The 23,348-nt window shown below is 56.6% G+C and carries 12 protein-coding genes; 9 read left to right on the forward strand and 3 right to left on the reverse strand.

What is annotated here, in order from left to right:
* Nucleotide 1: 1 nt before the first annotated feature.
* The 5 genes from AUR65_RS11545 to AUR65_RS11565 all read left to right on the forward strand — a co-directional run bounded on the left by AUR65_RS11545 (nucleotide 2) and on the right by AUR65_RS11565 (nucleotide 11,383).
* Nucleotides 2-3,721, forward strand: coding sequence for a UvrD-helicase domain-containing protein (locus AUR65_RS11545; protein ID WP_058567017.1), 3,720 nt, complete (start codon nucleotides 2-4; stop codon nucleotides 3,719-3,721).
* A 147-nt stretch (nucleotides 3,722-3,868) separates the two neighbouring features.
* Nucleotides 3,869-5,560: a DUF4143 domain-containing protein gene (locus tag AUR65_RS11550; RefSeq protein WP_058567018.1), complete on the forward strand. Its 1,692-nt coding sequence runs from the start codon at nucleotides 3,869-3,871 to the stop codon at nucleotides 5,558-5,560.
* A 174-nt stretch (nucleotides 5,561-5,734) separates the two neighbouring features.
* On the forward strand, nucleotides 5,735-7,870 hold the full coding sequence (locus AUR65_RS11555) for a vWA domain-containing protein (RefSeq protein WP_058567019.1): 2,136 nt from the start codon (nucleotides 5,735-5,737) through the stop codon (nucleotides 7,868-7,870).
* Nucleotides 7,867-10,149 carry an MBL fold metallo-hydrolase gene (locus tag AUR65_RS11560; RefSeq protein ID WP_058567020.1) on the forward strand — a complete coding sequence of 761 codons (2,283 nt, stop codon included), beginning with the start codon at nucleotides 7,867-7,869 and terminating at the stop codon, nucleotides 10,147-10,149. The genes AUR65_RS11555 and AUR65_RS11560 overlap by 4 nt, the downstream gene beginning before the upstream one ends.
* Before the next feature lie 28 nt (nucleotides 10,150-10,177).
* On the forward strand, nucleotides 10,178-11,383 hold the full coding sequence (locus tag AUR65_RS11565) for a hypothetical protein (protein WP_058567021.1): 1,206 nt from the start codon (nucleotides 10,178-10,180) through the stop codon (nucleotides 11,381-11,383).
* Between the two features lie 18 nt (nucleotides 11,384-11,401).
* On the opposite strand, the gene AUR65_RS11570 is transcribed toward AUR65_RS11565, so the two are convergent.
* Both AUR65_RS11570 and AUR65_RS19515 read right to left on the reverse strand, forming a co-directional pair.
* Nucleotides 11,402-14,254: a DEAD/DEAH box helicase family protein gene (locus tag AUR65_RS11570; RefSeq protein WP_199180600.1), complete on the reverse strand. Its 2,853-nt coding sequence runs from the start codon at nucleotides 14,252-14,254 to the stop codon at nucleotides 11,402-11,404.
* Between the two features lie 36 nt (nucleotides 14,255-14,290).
* Nucleotides 14,291-15,127 carry a hypothetical protein gene (locus AUR65_RS19515; protein ID WP_146047409.1) on the reverse strand — a complete coding sequence of 279 codons (837 nt, stop codon included), beginning with the start codon at nucleotides 15,125-15,127 and terminating at the stop codon, nucleotides 14,291-14,293.
* Between the two features lie 129 nt (nucleotides 15,128-15,256).
* On the opposite strand from AUR65_RS19515, the gene AUR65_RS11575 reads away from it, so the two are divergent.
* From AUR65_RS11575 to AUR65_RS19535, 4 genes are all read left to right on the forward strand, one after another.
* Nucleotides 15,257-17,041 (forward strand): DEAD/DEAH box helicase, encoded by a 1,785-nt coding sequence (locus AUR65_RS11575; RefSeq protein ID WP_233194359.1) that lies wholly within the window; start codon nucleotides 15,257-15,259, stop codon nucleotides 17,039-17,041.
* Nucleotides 17,038-20,415, forward strand: a complete 3,378-nt coding sequence (locus tag AUR65_RS20205) for a hypothetical protein (protein ID WP_158250839.1) — start codon at nucleotides 17,038-17,040, stop codon at nucleotides 20,413-20,415. Before AUR65_RS11575 ends, AUR65_RS20205 begins: the two co-directional genes overlap by 4 nt.
* Nucleotides 20,412-21,377 carry a restriction endonuclease gene (locus AUR65_RS11595; protein WP_058567025.1) on the forward strand — a complete coding sequence of 322 codons (966 nt, stop codon included), beginning with the start codon at nucleotides 20,412-20,414 and terminating at the stop codon, nucleotides 21,375-21,377. Before AUR65_RS20205 ends, AUR65_RS11595 begins: the two co-directional genes overlap by 4 nt.
* A gap of 69 nt (nucleotides 21,378-21,446) precedes the next feature.
* Nucleotides 21,447-22,343, forward strand: coding sequence for a hypothetical protein (locus tag AUR65_RS19535; RefSeq protein WP_146047413.1), 897 nt, complete (start codon nucleotides 21,447-21,449; stop codon nucleotides 22,341-22,343).
* Nucleotides 22,344-22,882: 539 nt separating this feature from the next.
* Here AUR65_RS19535 and AUR65_RS20210 read toward each other — a convergent pair.
* Nucleotides 22,883-23,239 (reverse strand): ATP-binding cassette domain-containing protein, encoded by a 357-nt coding sequence (locus AUR65_RS20210; protein WP_084816435.1) that lies wholly within the window; start codon nucleotides 23,237-23,239, stop codon nucleotides 22,883-22,885.
* Between the last annotated feature and the right edge of the window lie 109 nt (nucleotides 23,240-23,348).

A 23,348-nucleotide genomic window follows, 5' to 3' on the forward strand; every position in this document is an offset into this window, starting at 1 on the left:
GATGGAACGAGACGAACTTACAGACCAACAGAAGCAGGCGGTACAGACTATCGACGAGAACTACCCACTGACCGCGGGTGCAGGGACCGGAAAGACGACGACGTTGTCGTTTCGGTATCTAGAACTCCTCGAACAGAACGAAGAGCTCCTCCCCGAGAATATCCTCGTGACGACGTTCACGCGGCGTGCAGCGCGTGAACTCACCGCGAAAGTTCGGGAACGAGTCCTCACTCGACTCTCGGAAGCGGATTCAGAAACTGACTACGAACGATGGCGGGACGTTCTCATCGGGCTCGAAGACGCGTACATCCACACGCTCCACGCGTTCTGTCAGCGTGTTCTCTCCGAACACGCGACTGCAGTCGATGGTCTCGACCCGGGATTCGACACGCTCGACGACGTGGAGGCGACGCGTCTGCGGAGTGATGTTATCGACGACATCCTCTCGGATCGGCCGCCAGCTGTCGAACAAGCACTACCTGCTTTCTCCGAGTACACGCTTCGTGAGGCCCTGCTCGACCTACTGGGGAAGCGTCCCTTATCTGAACAGTGGGCCTCGTACTGGAGTGCGCCTGAGCGAACGACTGATGAGTACGTTGAGTACGTCGAACGCGTTCTTCATCCGTTCCCAGTCAACGAACTTGTCACTCGACTCGACGACGAAGATCTTCGAACAGACGTCACAGAACTTCGAGAACTGCTCGATAACCTCTCGTCGTCACCAAGTGGAAAGCGAACGAGATATGCAGTTACACTCCGCGACCTGTTCGACGAACTGGAGGGGGTTGCAGACAACGAAGCGTACGAACGCGTGCTCGATGTCTGCGATACTCTCACCACGTCTAGCGGTGGCCTTCGAGCAAACTACACACCGACGAACGGAGATTGGAACGGCGACGACGTGGGACAGGAGCGTGTCGGAGAACTCGTGGAGTCGATTCTGCGGTCGCTCGGTGTCCCGGAACTCACCGAGGCCGACATCGATACGAGCGTCGACCGTGAGACAGCGCAGTACGTCTTCGCCCTCGCCCGGTTGCTGAACGAGGTCGCACAAGAGTACCGTTCACGACTTCGGGAACGGAATGCAACCGACTACGCGGGGTTAGTCGAACGAACGAGCAGGCTTCTCGACAGAGAGGCTGGCGTTGAGGACGTTCGTACCTCGCTTCGAGAGCAGTTCGACTACGTCATGATCGACGAGGTTCAGGATACAGACCCCAGTCAATGGGACATCGTTCAGTCCCTCACGAGCCTCGCAGACGAGACTCCGTATGGTGGCAGGAACGTCTTCGTCGTCGGTGACGAAAAGCAGTCTATCTACCGGTTCAGAAACGCAGACGTCTCTGTTTTCGAAGCGGCACGCCGACGGCTTACCGAGGCTAATGACACTGACGAGACGTCCACAGAAGGTCGGTACGAGCTTCAGGACAACTTCCGATCGCTCGATCCTGTCCTTCGATTTACGAACGCCCTCTTCGAGGAGGTGTTTCAACGTGGCCCCGACGCCGACTTCGAAGCAGAACCTCAGGCTCTCGGTCCCAATCGAGACCACGACGGAGACGTGGACCCAGTCGTCGAGTATCTCCTCGTTCCAGACGACGAACTCGCTGTCGACCTCTTACCGGTGGAACACCCATTCCGAGAGGAGAGTGGAGACGAACGACGGTGGAACGAGGCTCGGGCCGTTGCCTCGCGAATCACACACCTCGTAGAAGGTGAGACAAAGGTGTACGAGCCGGATCCGGAGGACGGAGTAGAGCCACCGCACGACAGACTGGCGAGCTACGACGACGTGGCGGTCATCATCCGCAAACGAACCCACCTCGGCGCGTTCAAACGGGCGTTCGACGAGACGGGTATCCCCTACACCGTCGTCAACGGCGAGGGGTACTTCGATACCCCAGAAGTTCGGACGCTTCTCAACCTCTTTCGGGTCCTCGCTGACCCTGAAGACGATATCGCGTTGTACGGATTACTTCGCTCTCCGATGTTCGGGTTCACAGACGACGAACTCGCACCCGGGTCTGTCGGCGGTGACATCTGGCAGTCCCTCGAAGGCGTCACGACAGGCGAGTTCGCGAAGGCTCGCGAACTCATCGAAGACCTTCGCCACTTGGTCGGGTCGACGGACGACGCTGCTGGTCCGCAGGTGGATTCGTGGACTGAAGCACTCGACGCTGCACTCGACGCGACAGGATACCTCTCGTCGATCTCTGCAGACAACCGACCCAGTCAAGCGGCAGCGAACGTCGAACGGTTCCGTGAGTTACTCAGAGAAGGTGTCGGAAGTGCACAGAGCGTCGGGGAAATCGTCGAGCGTCTCGAAGAGCGTCAAGAGCTAGCGACACACGACCCCGAAGCGTCGATTCCTGACGGCGCAGATGGGGTAAGCGTCCTCACGGTCCACGCAGCCAAAGGTGAAGAGTACCCAATCGTCGTCGTCCCCGGAATCAGTGACGCCTTCAACACCTCAGCACCCGTCGCAGGTGGCGCCGAGTTCGAACGAATCGACGACAGACCCGCACTCGGCTTGTCGGTCCCCAACCCAGAGGACCCCTTCGAGAGCATCGATACGGTAGCGAAACAAGGGATCCGGCGACTGCGGCGACAGCGACTCGTTGCAGAGGAGAAGAGAACCTTGTACGTTGCGTGTACACGTGCACGAGACCACCTCGTCCTCGCTGGAACTCACGGTGGTTCAGATGGGCAGTTGGACGAGGCAGACCCCGAGGACCCGAAGAGTTGGCGTGACTTCGTTCAGCAACCGCTCCTTGGTCACGACGACCTCCTTGCGACACTTGGCACTAAAGGGACATTCGAAGGCCAGCTGGCACGCGACCCCCTCCAGGACCCCCCGACGTTCCGTGTTTCACTCCCTCGCCCACCGCTGAACGTTGCTGAAAGAACAGACGCAGTAGCGGATGCACCCACCGAACTCGACGTCAACACTCCACCAGAGAAACCACTCACGTACCGCCTGTCGCCGTTTCAGGTAGCAGACATACTCAAAGAGAACCCTAACGGGGAGTTGGCCTACGACGAACGAGACCGGACGGTTTACTACCGGCGGCCGGACGACGAGGTGGAAGCCGAGGAGTCCGAAGAATGGCGGGAACGGGATGAGTTCGACGACGAATCGACTCGAGATACCCTCTCAGGGATGCCGTTTGGGGAGGCAGTCCACCGGATCGCAGAACTCCGCCTTCCAGACGAGCGGTGGGACGAGATAATCGACGACGCACTCCGTACACAGGAGTACGACCACGAGATCACAGCAGAAGACAGGGAACGCGTGGCACGCCACGCACAACGTTGTATCGCCTACGTCGACGACGTCTCGGGAGAAGGCGGGTCGGTCTACCGAGAGTTCCCAGCGTCGGTGGAACTAGTTCACGGAACCATCTCGGGCCTTATCGATTGTCTCGTCGTCGACGAGGTCCTGACCATCGTCGACTACAAGACAGGACGTGTGACCGAACAATCAGTCGAGAACAGGGCAACCCAGTACGGTCCACAACTCGAAGCGTACGCTCTCATGGCGCACGAGTTCGACCCTGACCGCCCTGTGAAGACACAGTTGTATTTCAGCGAACTCGATGCCGTCTCCGAGCAGTCGTTCGCTGCTGGTGAAGGACAAGATTCACTCTCGGCACTACAAACGTCGCTCGACAAACGGATCAGATCTGTCATAGAAGCGCGACTGGACATCTCGTGGGAGTAAACCCCGAGAATACCTGCCGTTGTCGAACCGAGATACACTCTCAGTTCTACTCTCCGAAAAGGATTGTAGTGTTCGAATGTCGTAAAAATATGATTAGAGGAGTGAGATTGTGCAATACTTAATATCGTTGCACGCTGGTGTGTGACTATGATTGATTCCTCGACGACGGCGGAAGACTTCATCGCCGATGCCGAGTACCACAATCCGTGGTGGAGCGGCACTGGTGGACTCGAGAAGCTCCGATTCGTCTCAGAGTGGAAAGAACGATCAGATCTCCATCGGTTACTCGACAGTCTCGAGACTGCACACGACGATGGTGTTGGCAGTCTCGTCCACGCAATGTATGGGCAGACAGGAATCGGAAAATCCACTATGCTCCGACAACTCGTCGCCGCGCTCGTCGACGACGATGCCGTGTCTTACGCTCCTGGAGACCGCGAGCGCTCACTGGTCGGGTCTGTCGCACCTCGGCAAATCCTCTACATCCCGCTGGAGGAGTCGCTTTACCACCTCGAACCACCAGAGGTCGCGTTCAACCGACTCCAGAGTGTTGTCGATTACTTCGACTCCCACGTTGCCCCACGACGTGGAACAAAGTTCGTCATCTTAGACGATATCGGGGCACTCTCTTTTGGTGAAGACGACGGCCCAGATCGACTGCAGGAACTCGTCGACGACAGAACCTACCTCTTCATCACCGGTATCGTCAGCCCCCAGGTCGACGTCAACACGGACTCGTGGAAAGACACGGTCGACCAGGTGTCCGGATCGTTCCCCATGTTACCTACGAAGTTCATTGACGCGGTCAAACAAGGCCACGTCGTCGACTTCGACGACGAGCACGCGCGGAAGCTGGCCGAAACGCTCGAACATCATCAGGTTGAGGGACTCATTCATCGTGCGCGCAAGGAGGAACTGAGCAGTCGGAACATTGCAGGGATGGTGGACGCACTCTCGACGCTATTTTTCGACGAACTCGACACCGTCGACCACGATACCCTTCACGAGGCTGCGAGGGCGTATCTTCGACGAGGAGGATCGTTCCACTCAGTGGAGGGTGATACTGTTCGGAATGACCTCGTCAAGTCGCATTTCCTCTTGTATCTCTACAAGGAACTCGCGCGGTACCACAGTGTCCAACGCCCCGAGAACCTCCATCGGTTGGGTTCGCTCGCTGCGAGTAAAGCCGGAGAAGAACTCAAATATACAACGCTGAGCGAGCAACTCGGCGTCGATAGACGGACCGTCGATTCGTACCTCTCAGTCCTCGAAGGTGGGTTGGCTGTCGGCCAGTCGCACGACTTCGCACTGCAGCGATATCGACGGACTCGACTGTATCTCCGCGACCCCCGACACGTTGTACTCCTCTCTCAGCGTAGGGAGCATCATGGATTCGAAACGTACACAGATGCTGGCGTGCTGAACGCCGAGTTCGAACACGCTCTCGCCCGGACGGTCGGATTCGATCACGCGAAGCGACTCGCATGGTCACTCCCCGGAGAGAGTGACCAACGGTTATCGGTCGAGTACGCTGAGACAGGGAGTGGAACAGTAGACTACGTCCTCCACGGTGACGGTCTCGTGCTCCCGTTCGTTCTCTCGTATCAACCATTCGCTGACGGTACCCTATCGACCGCCCTCGAGTTCGACCCGACGACAGGAGCTCACTTCGACGAGTCTGGAGAGGAACTTCGAGAGTTAAGCTACGAGGCACCGTATCGGTTTGTTGTGACCGATGCGCTCCCCAGAGAAGTGGAGCAGTCTTCCTCGTTGGTCGTCGACCACAGCGGTACGAAGGTTTGTTACCTCCCGTACTGGTTGTTCCTGTTACTCGCCTAAGAACGGCGACTTCTAGCGATTTTTCTGTTGTTTTCGCGCTTTTAGCGGTTCTAGTCGTTCAGCCACAGGACCCACCAATTGGGACCATTACAAGCACCAAAAACTAATTTAGGCACATTAGGTTGTAGTTACAGACAGATTTATATTCTTGGATAAACAACTGATAAGTGCAATATGGGGATTAGGGACAACCGGAAGTCGGAAGTTTTGGATGTCACAGCTGAAGGGGAATACACGTGGGACGAGGCGGTGGAGGGCGAACAGATCTCGGAGGGAACGAGGGTCACTCTCACTGGCGAGTTCGTGACGCAGCACACAACACGGAACGCTAGCGTAGTTGCAAGCCGGATCTCGATCCGAATTGACGAGGACACGCTCGTCGACGTGATGCTCACTCCCTGTGACTTCGAAGAGCGGTTTGACCTCGTGACAGGAGCCCAGTACACGGTTACGGGGAAAGTAGCAACCTCACCGACGGCCTTGCCGCGCCACGAGTCCTCGTGTCCGGACTGTGGCGGAGCCCTCCGACAGCGAGGTGTAGTCGACAGCACAGAAGGCCTCGCGACCGCAGTCACCTCACTGAACGTCGGCGACCACTTCGTCGTGTGTGACGAGATTCACCGGGTCGCTCGGGATCTGAACGAGAAAACCGACGATTGGATACCGAGGGAACGACAGAGCAGACCGATTCCAAGCGGTCGATATCTGTGCGTCGACTGTGGGTCCGACGTTTCAGACTACGACCTCACACGAGAACACGGTGGCGAACCCATGCTGGAGATGGATGCGTGTGCTGCACCAGCCAGCGAGTCACTCGGACTCTCAGTCGGTGGTTCTCGTGACGCCACGAACTTCCGTGAGAACATCCACGAGGGCTACGTTCCCCAACCTGACGCCCTCGCGTACGAAGGGTTGTTCTACGACTACCGGTTCCCCACAACTGAATCCGAGCACACGGAAGATGCTCTGTTCACACCGACCTTCGAACGTGCCTCTGCACGAAACCCCGTGACCGGGGAACGAGAGGTGTACCTCTCGGTGGGACTCGATTCGTCGCTCAGTTCTTCTGAGTTCGAACGGCCACCCCTCGATGTCGTCGCTGTCCTCGACACCTCCGGCTCGATGTCGTCACCGTTCGACGAGTACTACTACGACTCTACAGGGACTCGCCGAGAAGTCGAAGACGAAGAGAAGAGTAACGACACCAAGATGGAGGCCGCAGCGGCGTCGTTGTGTGCCCTCACGGAGCAACTTGCTCCCGACGACCAGCTAGGTGTCGTGCTATTCGACAGTCGTGCCCACGTCGCGAAACCGCTTCGAGACGTCCAGTCGACCGACATGGACGCCATCCGAGGCCACATTCGTGATGTTCGTGCGGGTGGTGGAACGAACATGGGCGAGGGGTTCGACGCCGCCCACCAGATGCTCGCAGAAATGGAACCTGACCGAGAGCAGCGTATCGTCTTCATGACCGATGCGATGCCGAATACGGGTACGACACGGTCGAACCAACTCGTCGACCTAGTTGCCGATGCAGCGAGCGAGGGAACACACACCACGTTCGTCGGCATGGGCCTCGACGAAAACGCCGAGTTGGCAAGTGACCTCTCTGCAGTCCGCGGAGCGAATCACTACTTCGTCCACTCCGCTTCTGAGTTCGAGCGGCGGCTGGGAGAAGAGTTCGACTACATGGTCTCCCCGCTCGTCTTCGACCTCTCGTTGTCGGTCGACACCGAGGGCTACGAAGTCGACGGCGCCTACGGGGTTCCGAACGCGGATATCGAGGACGGCAGGGTGCTGGACGTCACCACTCTCTTCCCTTCGCCGACGAGCAATGGTGAATCTCGCGGAGGTGTCATCCTCGTACGGTTGCACCGAACCAATAGCGAAGAACCGAGCGTCGAACTCGACCTCTCGTGGGACGAAGGTGAAGGTGTCACACGGGGGACCCGTGTCGCCGTCGACGTCCCGAGCGGGAAACACTTCGACGGCTCTGGAATCCGAAAGGCCGTGGTCTTGAGTCGATACGGACGGGTCCTCCGTGAATGGGCGTCGTGGGCACGGTCTGTGTCAGCTGCTGACCAAACAGGGATTGTCGACGACTGGGTCGGTGCGCGAACGACTCGGAACGAACACGAACGTGGCTCGGTACCGATACGAATCTCCAACTCCTACGCTGCGGTCTTCCGCGACCTTCGTGCACACATCGTCTCCGAGTCCACAGAAATCGACGACGAGACACTCAGCCGTGAAGTCGAGGTTCTCGATAGTCTACTCGCACACACCGAAGAGGAGAGGCGGTCGCAATGAGCGCCGACCTCGTAGGCGATGCCGATGTCGTCACTGAACACGTCGTCTCCCGTGTCTCGTACCACCACGTCAACGTCGACGCCGGTAACGAATCGGTTCTCCTCCGGTTCGAATACGAAAACCGAGAACAAGCATCCTGTATACTCGTCGACGCGGGAGAGGGGGTAGAACTCGGCCCATATCTCCGCCCGAACGATTCGCTCGTCGCGGTCTGTCTCACACATGCCCACGCCGACCATTACCAGTCACTCGAGAACGTGGTTCGCGACGATGCTCCGATACTAACATCTCCATCGACAGCCGAGATACTCGAGACGGTCCTCAAGTCCGCTGCAGACCGCGGATTCGTGACCGATACGGGTCGTGTCTGTGAGGCCGTGAACCCCGTCGATACGTGGACAGACGTCGCACCAGGAGTCCGCGTCCATCCAGTTCCTTCGGGCCACGCACCAGGTGCTGTTGGTTTCGTGATCCGGTTCCGTGACGACGATGGGACCCACGACATCCTCTTCACCGGTGACTTCACCTGTGAGTCTGCAGGAGGGTACCCCGGATTCGACCCTGACGTCGCTCCAGACGTAGAAGCGCTATTCCTCACAGTCGCGACGGCAGAGTCGTCTAGCGACGAGTTGACCGCTGGAATCGCAACGGCGCTGGAACGGGCACACGGTGGTGCAAGCGTACTCGTCACCGCCGGGGGACTCGATGCTGTACACCTTGCAACACTCCTCACCAGTGCGTCCACCGAATTAGACCTCGACGTTCCGATACGTATCGCCGGACAAGCGGCGAAGCTCTACGAAGACCTCGAATACGAGTTCGAAGGTGTCCACACCATTCCGGAGTTCGAACACACGACTGAGTGCCTCGATAGTGGTGCTATCACTATTGCTGGGCCAGACGTCCCAACTGAGGGAAGCTCAGGACGACTCTACGACGCACTCTCGGACGACCCGAACGCGTGCCTCGTCCAGTTTGTCTCGTCTGGGAAGTCACCAATATCCGGTGGTGGACCGTGTGCGACGTTCGCCTTTGCCGCTACTGCACACCCTCCGAGAGACGTTCTCGACAGTGTCGTCGACGAAATCGACCCTGTTGAGGTCGTAACGATCCACGAACACGGTGGTGCAGGAGGTCGATACAACGACTGGAAACCGTGCGTCTGGTCCGATGGTTCTGACGAGGAACTGACTCTCTTCGATGACGGTCGATGGCTGACTCCGCCCTGGATGGACTCTCGGTTTGCTCGAGTTCCAGACCGTCCTATGGACCTCGGGTTTCTGGCCAGACAGGAGATCGGTGATCTCCCGCTCGTGTCGCTCGACCGGTCCGAGACGATCGACCTTGAAGAGGAAGGTATCGATATCGAGCAGCTTCGCGAACGGTTGCACCTTGGTCACAGAGACGACCACAAGCCAACCCAGAATACGACATCCAAGCAAATGACTGACGAATCAGAGACACCCGATCAGACGAATCGCTCCGAACAAAAACTGTTCAAGACCGTCGGTGCAGACGTCGAACAACAGGATACGCTTTCGAACGATTCCATCACACCGAAGGGTCTCGTCTCGGCGCGAGCGTGGAATGGACTTAGCGGCCAAGAGGCCACACAGAGTTCCGACACGGAGACGCATCAAGAGGACTCCGACCCCGAAGATCACGACCAGAAGAGCCAGGCCACAGAGAGCGATACGGCGTCGGCCACCAAGGCCGAGACCGAGGATTCAGAAGTCGAAGAACCCGCCACAGTTCGCGATGACGACACAATCCCCACGGAGGACACACAAGTGACAACCGACACAGTCGACGAGAAGAATTCTGACGAACGGATACACGGCGCTGAATCTGCACAATTCAGTCTCGAAGCCGACCCACTTCTCCTCGCGCTGGTGGAACGAGAGGTTGGTGCGGGCTCCATCGAAGCCTTCGTCACCGAATCCATTCAGGCGTACCTCGAAGCATTGCTCCGGACAGGAGAACCACCAGAAGGGACGGTTGGAAGTCTCGAATTCGACGTGACGGCAGGTACTCGGCTAACGCAGGCGCTCGAAAGCGCCGTCGAAGACGACGGGCACGACTCACTGTCATCATTCGTTCGGACAGCGCTCACAGACCTTCTCGGTACCACTGCTGGGACCGAAGTCTCCCTTTCCGACCATCGGGTCGACGAGCGACTGATCGAAGCGGCGGTCGCCAACGACAAGCACGGCTTCGATACTCCTGGGGACTTCGCTAACGCGGCGATCCTCTGGGCACTCAGTGACGAAGAGAACTAGCCACGGATAAGCCAACTCTCCAACGACCATGACATCAAAGATACACCTCGATGAACAGGATGGAACCGTTCGGCTCGACGACCTCACCATCGAAGATAACGAGTTAGTCGCGTACCTCGCAGAACACGACGCTACAAACCGCGAGGAGGCCTTCCATCAGGCATTGCGAATCGGCACTGCGACACTTTCGCTCGCAGAAACATCGAAGGAGGTCGAGCACGTGAAACACGAGTTCGAGCAGATGCGTTCGGACTTCGAAGCCGAGATCGATGACGTCAGAGAGGAACTTGACCGGCGGTTTGGTGACGACGGAGAAGTCTCCTCGATTCTCGACCGGCACCTCGGTCCCGAAGGCAGGCTCAACCGGGAGCTCGACGACGTCTTCGGTGGGGAAGGGCTCTTCGCGAGACGACTCGACGAAGAGCTCGGAGAAGATGGCGAGCGAATTCAGGACGCACTCGACCCAGATAGGGAGGGAACACCGACGAACCGACTTCGTGAAGCACTTCGTGGGGAGATACGCGAACTTTCGAAGCAACTCCAGGTCGAAGAAGGGAGAGAAGAGGTTCGACAACGAACGACCGAGAAGGGTCACGTCTTCGAAGATACTGTCGCTCAGTTCCTGACTGACCTCGTGTACGGATCCAGCCACTCGTTCGACCGAACTGGTGAGGTCGTCGGAGAACTCGCTGAGAGCAAGGTCGGCGACTTCGTCGTGACTCTCGGCCCGACCAATCAGCGGATCGTCGTCGAGGCCAAGAGTGAACAGAACTACACACAACCTCGCATCAAAGAAGAGATGCGAGAAGCCATCGAGAACCGCGATGCAGACTACGGAATCTTCGTCAGCGAGTGCGAAAGCTACGTTCCAAACAAGGTGGGCTACTTCCGGGAGTTCGATGGTGAATTCCTTTCTGTCGCACTAAGTGCCGACGAAGACGACAATGTCGACTCCCGGCTCTTCAATATCGGATTCAATTGGGCAGAGATGCGAGCCGTCCAGTCTCACCTCGATGCTGGCGACGATGTCGACCCCGAGTTCGTGAGAACACAGGTCGAAGAGATCGAAGACTCCGTCAGCAAGTTCACGAACGTGAAGCGGAAGTGTAGCAGCATCAGGAAGAGTACAAACGGTATCGAGGAAAGTCTCGACGACATTCAGGGAGAAGTGACGACGCGGTTGAACAACATCGTCGGAGAGATGAGCAAATCCGATCCAGGCACACAAGCCTGAGCCAGGACCCCCGGGTGGCTATCCGAATAGGTCTTCGTAATCGTCAGGGTCGCTCACGAGACTTCCCTCTCCGTCGTTCTCTTTGTACTTCCACGAACTCGGTTCGTCGACGACACCTGCGAAGATTGGGTTGCCATCTTCGTACGCGATTGCGTGGTGTGCTTCGTTGACTGTCACAGCACCGCCTCCTTTGAGTTCATAGACGAACTCGGCAACCTTCCGAACCGAGTCTGTCGTGATGAACTTCCGTCCATCACTAGCCTTTTCGAACGGAGACCCTTCGTGGTCGACACTGAACTGGTATCCGTCACGTGGGCCGGGATATGGCTCGCCCACCTCGAGTTCATCTTCGCTTGGGACCGGCTGGGATTCACGGGCTTCTGGGAGTTCGTCAATCGACGCTTCGCGAAGTTCACCCGCCAAAGTGCCATCGCCGGGCACCCACGTCTGGTGAGTCACCTCTGCACTCGCGAGATCCTCTTCCCAGTCGTGCTCGTAGAAGATGTTCTCGTCGACTGTGTCACGCGCATAGAGAACGTGAAGCTCTGAACGCCCCGCAGACTTTCCGGTACGGAGTACACGACCGAGCGTTTGGATTCGCTGTCGAACGCTTCCTGAAGAAACACGGACGATTCCGACGTCTGCACTCGGAACGTCCACTCCCTCGACAAGTGCTTTCACACTGAGCATGACGTTCGCGAACCCGTCGTCACCGAACCAGTCGATAGCGAGGTCGTTCCAGAGGGGATTTCGATGCCCCGAATGGTACATCACCGGACGGTATTCGCTGGACAGGAAGAGTTCCTCCAGTCCTTTGTCGACCTGTTTCAGTTGTGGATACTGTTCGTACAGTTCGGCGCGACCAGTTTTCGGCCCCGAGATTCGACCAGTCCTGACGTTTCGCCCACGCCCCTCACTCGGCGCGACCATCCGCTCTAACTGCTGAATTCTCTCCTGGAAGACGATGGCTTTCTTGTCGTGTTCGATGGTGTCCTGAAGAAGGTGGAGCGTAATCGCCTGTCTCGCCACTGCGTCGGCGATGAGGTCTCGTCGTTCCTGGGTGTACCTGAAGTAATCGCCGATCGCAGGGGTTGCACCTTCGGTGGAGTTCTGTATCGTCCGAAGCTTCTGGGCGAAGTTGCCATCGAGTTCGTAGAGTCGATTCTGATACCGAAGTTCGATATCGTTGACTGCGTCCGAGACCTTTCTCGATAATCGGTCGTATGCCCCACGCTCTGCAGGTGTGAGGTCGAATCCGATGTAGTTCACACGGAATTCGGGGATGAGATTGCGTGAGATGGCTTCGTCGTACGTCAAGTCATAGTAGACGTCGCCCAGTTCGGAGACGAGCAACGAATCGGACGCCGTCCACTCCTCTGGGTCTCGGGACGAGAGCGGTGTCGCAGACAGACCCAGTTGAGCAGTTCGGTGATAATCGAAGACAGACGAGAACACGTTACCGGTGTATCTGTGACACTCGTCGGCGACGAGGAGGTGTGGTGGGTTGTCGACTCGAGAAAGTGAGATCTCGAGGTAGTCGTCTTTGACGACTGAGTTCACGATACCGACGAGAACTCGGCGGTCATCAGCGAAGTCGTCTTTGTGCCCACCGCCAAGCCATCCGACGTCACTTGGTGGGACGTTGAGCTTCTCGATGAGTTCGTCGAGCCACTGCCGCATGAGGATGTTCGTTGGGACAAGTACGGTGACGACTCCATCTGGGTTCTCGTCTAGCCACCGCTTGATGATTTCCAATGCCATGACCGTCTTCCCTGCACCAGTGACGACACTCGCGATGCCAGAGTGTGATGGGGTGGTCCCATCTCGGAACCACTGGTTTGCCGCCTCTTCTTGCCACTCGTAGAGTGAGAATTTGTCTGGGAAGCGGTAGTGAGTGCGTCCTTCTGGGGACTTTTGCTCGAGCATGTCCCGTGAGAGCCCTGACCCGGTTCCGTCGAGGATCGCGCGTACCTCTTCCTCGTCGGTCGCATTCACTAATCGCTCTAAGACCGAAGCAGTGAGCCCAGAGAGATCGTTTCCACCGACCGACTCGAAACGAGACTTCACTTTTTTCCGGAGTTCGCGCCGGCGGCGCTCTTGGGCGACGTACTTCTCGTCGCGTCGCATTCGAGGCCGGGTCGGGTCGTTCGTTAAGACACCGTCGTCGAGGTAGTCCTCTCGGAAGGTGTCGAACATCTGTCGGTGCTTCCCAAGTCCTCCGGACTCCCGGTACACGTAGTACTTCGCCAACTCACGTTTTATTCTGTCATCGGGTGGGTCGACGTCGGAGCCCTCTCGTGCGAGCCATCGCTCGAACTGCCAGAAGATGTCGGCATCTCTGAAACGGTCGGCAAACCGTTCTGCGAGATCACCTACAACGTAGCCATCGTTTGTCTTACGTGCAGCACCAAGTTCACACAGCAGTACTGGATACCCACGGATGCCCTGTTCGTTGAACTCGTAATCGTGGTCGTCTTCTAACCGCGAGCGGAGTGCTCCCCGTGAGAGGGGATTATCCGCGTTGAGTAGGATGCGATTGAGTGCGTGGAGCCCCTCGATTCCCTCTGGAAAGTTCCCATCGATGGCCCAACTCTGTTTGATCGCATACCACAGGAAAGTCTCGTAATCGATGTCGCCGTCTAACCACCGATCGGCGAACGACCAAACCGAGATGTTTCCGTCGACCTGCCTGAGTACGCCTAACTGAACGTACGTACTCACGATCCGTTTGAGATACTGTTCAGAGTATTGCCCACCCTCGGGTTTCAATAACCGCTCCTGTGCGCGTGCGACGAACGAACGCTTGTCTATCGGCTCCGCGGCAGCTATCGAGACGAAGACCCGACAACGCCGGTTCGTATCGTCGTCCACACCGAACAATGGGGTCGGAAAGCGGCGACTCATGGGCTACCAGTCTTCAGGATCGTCGGAGTATACGGTGTGGTCCTTGGAATCCGTTTTTGATGTGGTACCAAGAGATGCAGCCCAGGATTCGAGCTCCTCACGCTCGTCGACAGAGAGTGAGTCTGTCAGCGATGGTGGCTCGCTAACCTCGAGTGGTGTCTCTTCGATCTCCCCAATGTAGACGGGGAGCATCTCGACACCACGCTCTTTTCGGAGCTTGATCACGTTTCTGACGACTCGGGGGAGGTCCCCGAACTGACTTCGAACTTGCTCGGGAGCAGGATGGGCATTGACTAGTGTGATAACTTCGTTTGAAGGCGTCACGCGGAACGACCCGCCATTTGGTTTGTACGACCGGAGTGCAGCGAGAATATCTCCAGAAATCTCTGTCTCGACTGGATGACGTTTCCCTGTTTCTGGGTTCTGCCACCAGACTCGTTCACCACCGGCACCGAGAGAGAATTTCGAGCCATCGTACACACTTGGCCAGAGGTCGCCCATAGAGAGACCAGATGGAGACACATCGAACGCAAACGTCTCTGCGTCTTTTGGCACCAGTTCACCCTGAAGATCGAGCGTACCCACCCACGTGGTCTTGTACGAATCCCCGTCTTCTTCCTGAGTGAGGACGTCCCCTGATTCTGTGACTCTGACACGACCCCCAAGACGCTTGATCTTCAGGAGGTCTTCAACGAGGGATTCGGGCGTTGGGTCAAGGTACAGACGGTCGGTACCTTGGTAGACCTGCCACCAGACGTCTCCATCTGGGTTCGTGTGGAGTCGAAATCCTCGATAGTATTCTGGCCATTCGTCACCGGGAGAGAGAGTGTGGCTCGTCATTGATAGTATCGCGTTACTATGTCTTCGGTCAGTCGGACATATATATCCACATGGAAATGCACCTGAAATAGAAATTCCGTATTTACGAAGGTTTTATTCTACTGACTGAGAGAGTATCGCAAAGACACCATGGGCAAGGGGAATTTGGGCACTTCACCTGACGTAGTGATGGATGTGAACCGGCGACCCGAGATACTCGAACGACTCGGCGAGACCGACGTCACAGAGATCGGGGGACTTCCAACGCATCTGACAAATGTCGAAGCACAGCGCTTTGCAGCCGCGCAGGGACAACAGGAACTGCTGTCTCTCAAAGAGATCGAGGACAAGATCAAACTCCTCGATCACCAGTTGGACGCAGCTCACAGGGCACTTTTTCAAATGGGTGGAGGTGCGCTCTTTGCAGACGAAGTTGGGTTAGGGAAGACAATCGAGGTTGGCATGGCGTTGAAAGAGATGGACTTCAGGGAGACGCACAAGACGTTTCTGGTTCTAACACCTGCTCAACTTGCTCCTCAATGGCAAGAGGAACTCAGGACCAAATTTGATCTTGAGTTCGTTTGCAACTACGACGAGGAATTTGGGGGATTCGACGACCACGACAAGGTCGTCTCGAGCATCGATACGGCGAAGACGAAGAGTCACATCGACGATGTTCTCGAACGGCGCTGGGACGTGCTCGTCCTCGACGAAGCACATTACATAAAGAACGAAGACACCAAGCGGTACGAGCTCATCGAAGAGTTGGACTACGGACACGCCTATTTTGCGACAGCAACACCAATCCAGAACGACATCACGGACCTGTACAACATCGTCCGTCTCATCCGACCGGGTCTCCTCGGGAGTAGAGAAGAGTTCCGCCGAAAATTCGTTCCCAAGAACGACGATGCGCAGGTCAAGAACGGTTCAGAGCTTCAACGTCGCCTGAACCGAGTCATGATCCGCAACCGCCGTGAGGAGACGGACATAGACTTCACGAACCGTCGAGTGCAGACGAATACGTTCGAGCCCACACGCGACGAACGCGACGTGTACGACGCAGTGACGGACTATGTCCGTCAAAATTACACGAGCGAGGGGGCGAAGCACCTCGTCATGCTCATGCTACAGAAAGAAGCCGTGAGCAGTCCCTATGCCGTCCTCGGGACGATCGAAAAGTGGCTGAACGACCCTGAGAGGTCGGCCCCAGCAGAGCGCGAACAACTCTACGAGATCGAGACGCTGATAGATGGACTCGGTCAGACGACAAAACAGAAGAAGCTTGCAAACGTCGTCGAGGGCCTCGAAGAGAATCTGAACACAACCCGTGCAGTCGTGTTCACACAGTTTAGGCCAACGCAAGACGCGATTGCAGACTACATCTCTGGGCGTGGACACCCGGTCCACGTGGTCAATGGAGACGTCTCCAGTAAGGGGAAGCAACGAGCAATCGACAAATTCGAAGACGAAGGCGGCGTGATGGTCGCGACCGACTCGATCAGCGAAGGGCAGAATATGCAGTTCTGTAACGTCCTCGTGAACTACGATCTACCCTGGAACCCGATGAAGGTCGAACAGCGAATCGGACGTGTGGACCGCATCGGCCAAAACAAGGACGTCTACGTGTTCAACCTCGCTCTCGAAGGGACTGTCGAAGAACACGTCCTCGACAAACTCTACGGGAAGATCGACTTATTCAATCAGTCTATTGGAGGATTGCGGGACGTCCTCTCTCGGATGGAAAAATCGGGTGCAGACTTCGAGCGGGAAGTCTTCGATAGGTTGCGGACCGCAGACGACGAAGTCGAACTCGAGAACAACTTCGAAGAGATGGCGGTCGACCTCGAGAAGAACAAAGAGGCTGCCGAGAAGATGGCAGACTTCAACAAGGACGTGTTCGGAACCTTCGAGTTCACTGGAGGGACAGCGTGAGTACCGACGCTCAAGACTCGAAGGACACCCGCGTCCTCAACGTGCTCAACGTCAAGCGGTTCACCGAAGCTGTGATCACGTCCAGGGGAGGAACCGTCGACAGGGACGACCCATCACGCTGGGATGTCAAACTCCCCCCAGAGTTGGTCGGCGACCAATTCGATAGGCGGGCCACACTCGTCTTCGACCCTGCCGAGCGACAGATCGGCGAAGGAGACGTACTCGCGGCACCAGGAACACCATTTTTCAACACTCTCGTCCAGACCACAAACAGAGGAGAGACGATCGGCAGTGTTCGGTTCAGTGCAGAATCTGTACAGCTGCAAGTCCCACCGGTTCTGGAAGTGTGCGACCTCGACGTCACGACGAAGTCGTTCGTCCGCGAGCAGACGAAGACAGCACTCGTATTCCACGTCGCTGCGGAGTTCGAGAGTAAGAGTTCCTTCCAGCAACTGACTCTCGAGACGGTCGTCGTCGACCCCAACACAGGAAAACGCCTGCCGGCCATCGAAGACCGGTACCTCTCACACTGGAACTCGTTCCTCGGTCAGACGCCCGCACGGGCGGATGTCGATGTCGGCACTGAAACCCTGTATTCCACCTACGACGTGGCTCTCGAAACCGTTGAAGAACGGATTCAAGACACGACACAGGAACTCGTTTCCGAAGCAGATTCGGACGTCTCTGAGCGTGCCAAGGAGATTCGCCGACTCTACAAACAACGTAGAGGTGAACTCGACCAGCGAATCGAAGACAAAAAAGAGGAGATCAGGGAGTGGGAAGACAAGCGCCAGCGTGCTCGAAAAGACAGCACCAGGAACCGGTACTACCAGAACTATATCTCGGCAAAAGAGGAGCTCGAAGAGATCAAACAGAGCGTCGAAGACCGCAAAGCAGAGCTCAGGCGAGAAGAACGCAACCGAATCGAGAACGTCCGCGACGAACACGACGTGCAGGTCGACGTCTCACTTGCAGGGTTCACGTATCTCGAGTACGACGTTGGCACGCTTCGAATCGAACTAGACGACGGGGACCGGAGCGGGGTCTTGGGTATTGGATACACCCCCGCAAAAGGTGAGTTCGACCCCGTCGAGTGTACGGAGTGCGGAGTCACGTTTTCGAAAAGTGAGCGTCCACAGCTGTGTGACGACGGCCACGTCGTCTGTGCTGACTGTCTCGAAACCTGTGTGACCTGCGAAACAACACTCTGTGGCAACTGTTCGAACGGGTACGGATACGACTCGTGTGGTAGTTGCGGTGCCTTAGAGTGTGCACAGTGTTCCAGCACGTGTACCTCCTGTGGGAGCAACTCGTGTTCGTATCACAGATCCGAGTGCACGATGTGCGGCGAGACAACCTGTGTACTCTGTGGCGTTGGGTGTTCGACCTGTGGTGAGTTCCACTGTGACTCGCACCTCGTGGAATGTACTACCGACGGAGAACCACGATGTCTCGCACACGCGGCCATGTGTACCATCTGCGGCGATTACCACGGCGAAGAACACGTCGAACCGTGTGGAGAGTGTGGTACGCTCATCTGTCCGGAAGACAGTTCAGATTGTTATACCTGTGGTGAGGTACATTGTTACGACCATCTTGTCCAGTGTGCAACTGACAGCGAGTGGCGCTGTGCCACACACGTCGACGTTTGCGAAGTTGACGGCGATGACCACGGGATAGAGAATCTCGAAGGCTGTACCAAATGTGGTGACACGCTTTGTCCAGAAGATCGGGAGACTTGCCTTACGTGTGATTCTATTCGGTGTCACGAACACTGCTCCCCGTGTCCCGCATGTGATGGGCACCACTGTACTGAGCACCTCGAAGACTGCACAGTCTGTGAGGTCGGCCATTGCGGTGACCATCTTGAGGGATGTTCTGCATGTGGTGATCTCCTCTGCCCCGAAGACCGAATCACTTGTCAGGACTGTGGTGACGTCCTCTGTCCGACTCACGCAACTGAGTGCTCACACTCTGGGACACACTATTGTGATGACCACATGGGAACGTGCAGGCGGTGTGAAGAACCGGTGGGGTCCGAACATCTCATAGCGTGTGCCGATTGCAGTAAACCAGCGTGTCCAGACCACGCTGATTCGTGCACCGTCTGTGACGATGACTTCTGTGAATCTCACGTCGAAGTCTGCCAGACATGTGAGCTTGGGGTTTGTGAAGACCACTCTGAGACCTGTGTAGTGTGTGAAGAGGTCACGTGTATCGACGACCTCGAAACGTGCCACACATGCGATCAGAACGTCTGTGAAGGACATTCAGAGACGTGTGCGTCCTGTGAAGAGGTCACGTGTACCGACGACCTCGAAACGGGCACATACTCCGGTGAGCTGTTCTGTCCAGATGACCGGTCCAAGTGTATCCACTGCGGAGAAATAACTGGATACGTATTCCTCACGGAGTGCGAAACCTGCACTGAGCTCACGTGCCCATCCCACACCGAAGCCTGCTCTATCTGTGAGGATGACCTCTGTGAATCTCACGTCGAAGTCTGTCAAACGTGTGAGCAGGGAGTGTGTGAAGTACATTCGAAGACTTGCGACGCGTGCGGAGAAGTCACCTGCACGTCTGATTTAGAAGCGTGTGCCGACTGTGGAGACCAGCTCTGTCCCGACGACAGGTCGTCATGCGGTCACTGCGGCGAACACTTCTGTACAGATACTGTCACCCAATGTGGGGTTTGTGACGAACCACACTGCACAGAACATATCGATCACTGCTCAGTCGGTGAAGAAGCAGTCTGTGTTACTCACATCACGACGTGCGCGGTTTGTGAAGACACCATCTGCGTAGACCACGCCGAAGCGTGCGTCGAGTGTGGAGAGGATGTGTCGTACTGTCCGTCTCACCTCGTCGAATGCGGAACGTGTGACGACAAGCTGTGTCGCGATCACCGGAGCCAATGCGACGTTGGTGGGGACGAGTTCTGCCGACGTCACCTGTCGGGCGGTGGCCACGGGGGCGATCTCGTCGCGTGTGACGACCACGTCCACATGTGTGTAGAGTGCAACAAGCCGGTTATCTCGGTGAATGCAGTCGAAGCACCAATCCAGTCGGGATACGTCGCCAAGGAGCACGTAGAGGCGTGCTCTCTGTGTGAGCAATCGTATGCGCCGGTTTCCCTAGAACAGGGTCGTTGTGAGACCTGTCGAACACTGGGTTCTGCCTCCAAGCAAGCGGTCCCCCAGTCCATCCAAGACGACTTCCGAACAGTCAAAGCGAGCACGAATGCACGGTATCTCGTCGTCTACGGGAAGTCACTGTTCGGCGCGAACGAACTCGTCGTGTTAGATGATGCCGGGAATGAGGTCAACAGGAGGAAACGTGGGGTCATTCGCCGCATTGTGGAGGTGTTCCGATGAGCAACAGACACAATCCAGAGTGGTACGATGCGGGGTCGGTCCGGAAGACAATCGAACGAGCAGTCGACGACTCAGTTCCAGTGTATAAACTGATAGACTTCATCCACAAGAAGGAGTATTCGTCTGTGTCCGAACGACGGGTGAAGCGACTCGTCGAAGGAACCCTCGAACAACTCGACGAGAAGATCAGTCAGACGGAACTCTCGCAGCCCCGGTCGACGGATTCGTCACCCCGCCCGATGGAGAACCGACGTGCAGACGTCGACGACGTCGAATATCTTTCGACGGACGAGTTCGCTCGCGTGTTGGGTGTCGTCCTCCAACGTTTCGAGGGGAGGACTCGACGGTCTGACGTCCGTGACTCAGCCGTCGACCTCTACTGGAATCGCTCGCACACCACTGTGGGAATCCGTACCGTCTCTGTCGTATCTGGTTGCTCAGTTTCTGCTCAGGAGGTGCGTCCGATGGTGGACGGCAACACGAAACCCCGGGAGGGGCGAGCACCGTCTGATCTCGTCGTCGTCACGAACGGCACCTTCGACGCAGATGCTCGAGAGTTAGCTGACGAACACGGAATTTTCCTGTGTAATGGTGACCAGTTGGAGCAGTGGTTCCGGATTGCTGGCGTCTCTGATAGTCTTCTCGCTGACGTGCTCGAGAGAGGGAAGGAACGCGAGTTCGACATGGACGCTCGTGTCGAAGAAGAACCAAGCATTCCTCCCCAAGTCACGGACTTTGACGTGATTGAGGAGTTGTCGTCGTCATCAGCTTCACGACCTGAGATCGTGGACGAGGAGCACGAGATCGAACCACCGTCCGAACCTCCGCAAGGTGGTGCAGATGAGTCTCCGCAAGCAGGAGAGTACGGTCGCCTCGGTGCCGACGAAAGCGAAGATGCAGATGGAGACGTGTTCGGTGACCTTCAGAAAAAGGTGAATGAACAAACAAATGATTCAAATTGACAAAGTGCAATTTCCGAACACGTCAGTGAATATGGGAAACGAACCTGATACACATCTCTGGAGGGTCGTATGACCGCGACGTACAGTCGCGAGGAGACCACGGTACCGCTCCCTGGTGGAAGGTCTGTGACCATCGAGCCCGGGCAACCGTGGCCATCGACGCATCGCGGTTCGCGATACAGTCTCGTGACGAGTGACGAGTTCCCTGAGGGAGCGATCAAGTGGGAGCAACGCGACCTCAATATCCATGCACGACCTCCCGAGGGTCTTCGGGATGTGCTGCGGAGCTTCGGGAAAAAAGGAGGACATGGGATCGTTCGTATCACGGCAGGAGGTGAGGTTCTGACGAAGATCAGAGCCGACGACTACGTGAACGTCGACCAAGCAGTAGTGTCGTCAGGTTGGGTTCCGGTATACGTGGGTAAGCTCACCGGAGAAATCGACTTTGGAGAAGTCGATCTGAACCCTCCAAGGCAGACCGATTCTGTTCGTATTTGGTCCGGACTGCCGTTTCACCACGGAGAGCGCTGGTCGTTAGCAGAGGATGACGAACTTCACTGGCGGTGGAAAGATTACGACTTCACCTCAGCGTTCGACCACGACGAATTGGTCGAACGATACCGAACATATCGGCCTACTGGAGGTCGATTGTACATCACTGAACTCGGTCACGTGTGGGGTAACGTTTCACCGGGTGACCTCTCCGGGGAACGAGCAAGAGATATTCAGAATGCAGTCGATACGTGGGTTACTGAGACCGAACGGCAAGGAAACACAGCGGCACGTCGCCTGGTTAACCGACGGTTGTTAGTAACGAGTCAAACGGACGACCCGTCTGATGGACTACTCCCAGTTCACCTTGGTCATATCTCAGAGTTCGACGGCGGGACGATACCACGCCCAGTCGTCGACGACGAGTCGTATTTCAAAGTCGTTGGCCAGTACGAACAAGTGTGGGAGTCCTGAGTTCTCTAACAAGATACATACAGGGTTAAGCCCCTCCTCGGGTTAGACCGGTCCACGTAGGTGCTCACCATCTGGTGGCCGCGAAGACCCTGGAAAAGGTGTGAGAATTGTTATCAGCTCATCACTTTAACTTCCCACTGCCTTTTCGTATGAAGTAAAAATACGTGAGTGCGGACAGTACAACTAGACACCGGTCCCGTTCCGACCGTGTTATGGGTTTTGAGGCCCTCTGTCGCGGGTTAATTGGATATCTCTCGTTTTGAACGTTCAATAATCCGATCTTGTTATGGGCGGTGGAGACCCACCGAGGAGTAGGTATTGCACTAGCGATGCGTGGCTGACCTGTCGCGGTTATCTCAGAAACTCGTACAGTTCGCTAGCAAGCTCTTTGTTCGCCGGATTTGTCGCTCCGTCACTGATCGCCTGGAGAGTCTCTTTCGGAGGGACATCCAACTCATAGACGTTCGTCGCTCCTCCGAGCCCGCTCATGTCGTCGACTGTCGCTATCGGTACTCTCTCGCACCCCAAGATTCCGAAATCTACAGATCTTGAGTCTCGGAGACACACGATCTTTCAGATGCTGTGTTTCTGGTGATGGCTACGGCTCTCAGACTGCTCTCGAGTAGGATTGAGCGGTTGGCGTCGAAGCGGCCGTATCGAATGTTCTCCGCGATCGTTCCGTCGACCAGGAACGTGTCCTGACTCACGTACCCAATCGAGGATCGGAGGTCTGCGAGGCGGACATCCAACACGTCGTGGCCGTCCACGCGAACCGCACCACCGGTAACGTCGTACAGTCGGAGGAGGTGCTTGGCGATGGTCGATTTTCCCACACCAGTCGGACCAACGATAGCGACCGCCTCACCCGAATCGGCCCTGATATCTACCCCTTCTATTGCTCAGTACAAGAACCACCATGCACGTAGAAGGAGGCACTCCATGAGAGACCGTTCGCATAAAATTAAAGAAGGGAAAGGGCTTCTTGATCGGTGAACAGGTCTGAGT

The organism is Haloferax marisrubri (assembly GCF_001469875.2).
Classification (GTDB): domain Archaea; phylum Halobacteriota; class Halobacteria; order Halobacteriales; family Haloferacaceae; genus Haloferax; species Haloferax marisrubri.

What these genes read in the sequence shown, in the direction of transcription:
- AUR65_RS11545 (WP_058567017.1), top strand. Translation starts at nt 2, where the DNA reads ATGGAACGAGACGAACTTACAGACCAACAGAAGCAGGCGGTACAGACT.
- AUR65_RS11550 (WP_058567018.1), top strand. Translation starts at nt 3,869, where the DNA reads ATGATTGATTCCTCGACGACGGCGGAAGACTTCATCGCCGATGCCGAG.
- AUR65_RS11555 (WP_058567019.1), top strand. Translation starts at nt 5,735, where the DNA reads ATGGGGATTAGGGACAACCGGAAGTCGGAAGTTTTGGATGTCACAGCT.
- AUR65_RS11560 (WP_058567020.1), top strand. Translation starts at nt 7,867, where the DNA reads ATGAGCGCCGACCTCGTAGGCGATGCCGATGTCGTCACTGAACACGTC.
- AUR65_RS11565 (WP_058567021.1), top strand. Translation starts at nt 10,178, where the DNA reads ATGACATCAAAGATACACCTCGATGAACAGGATGGAACCGTTCGGCTC.
- AUR65_RS19515 (WP_146047409.1), bottom strand. Translation starts at nt 15,127, where the DNA reads ATGACGAGCCACACTCTCTCTCCCGGTGACGAATGGCCAGAATACTAT.
- AUR65_RS11575 (WP_233194359.1), top strand. Translation starts at nt 15,257, where the DNA reads ATGGGCAAGGGGAATTTGGGCACTTCACCTGACGTAGTGATGGATGTG.
- AUR65_RS11595 (WP_058567025.1), top strand. Translation starts at nt 20,412, where the DNA reads ATGAGCAACAGACACAATCCAGAGTGGTACGATGCGGGGTCGGTCCGG.
- AUR65_RS19535 (WP_146047413.1), top strand. Translation starts at nt 21,447, where the DNA reads ATGACCGCGACGTACAGTCGCGAGGAGACCACGGTACCGCTCCCTGGT.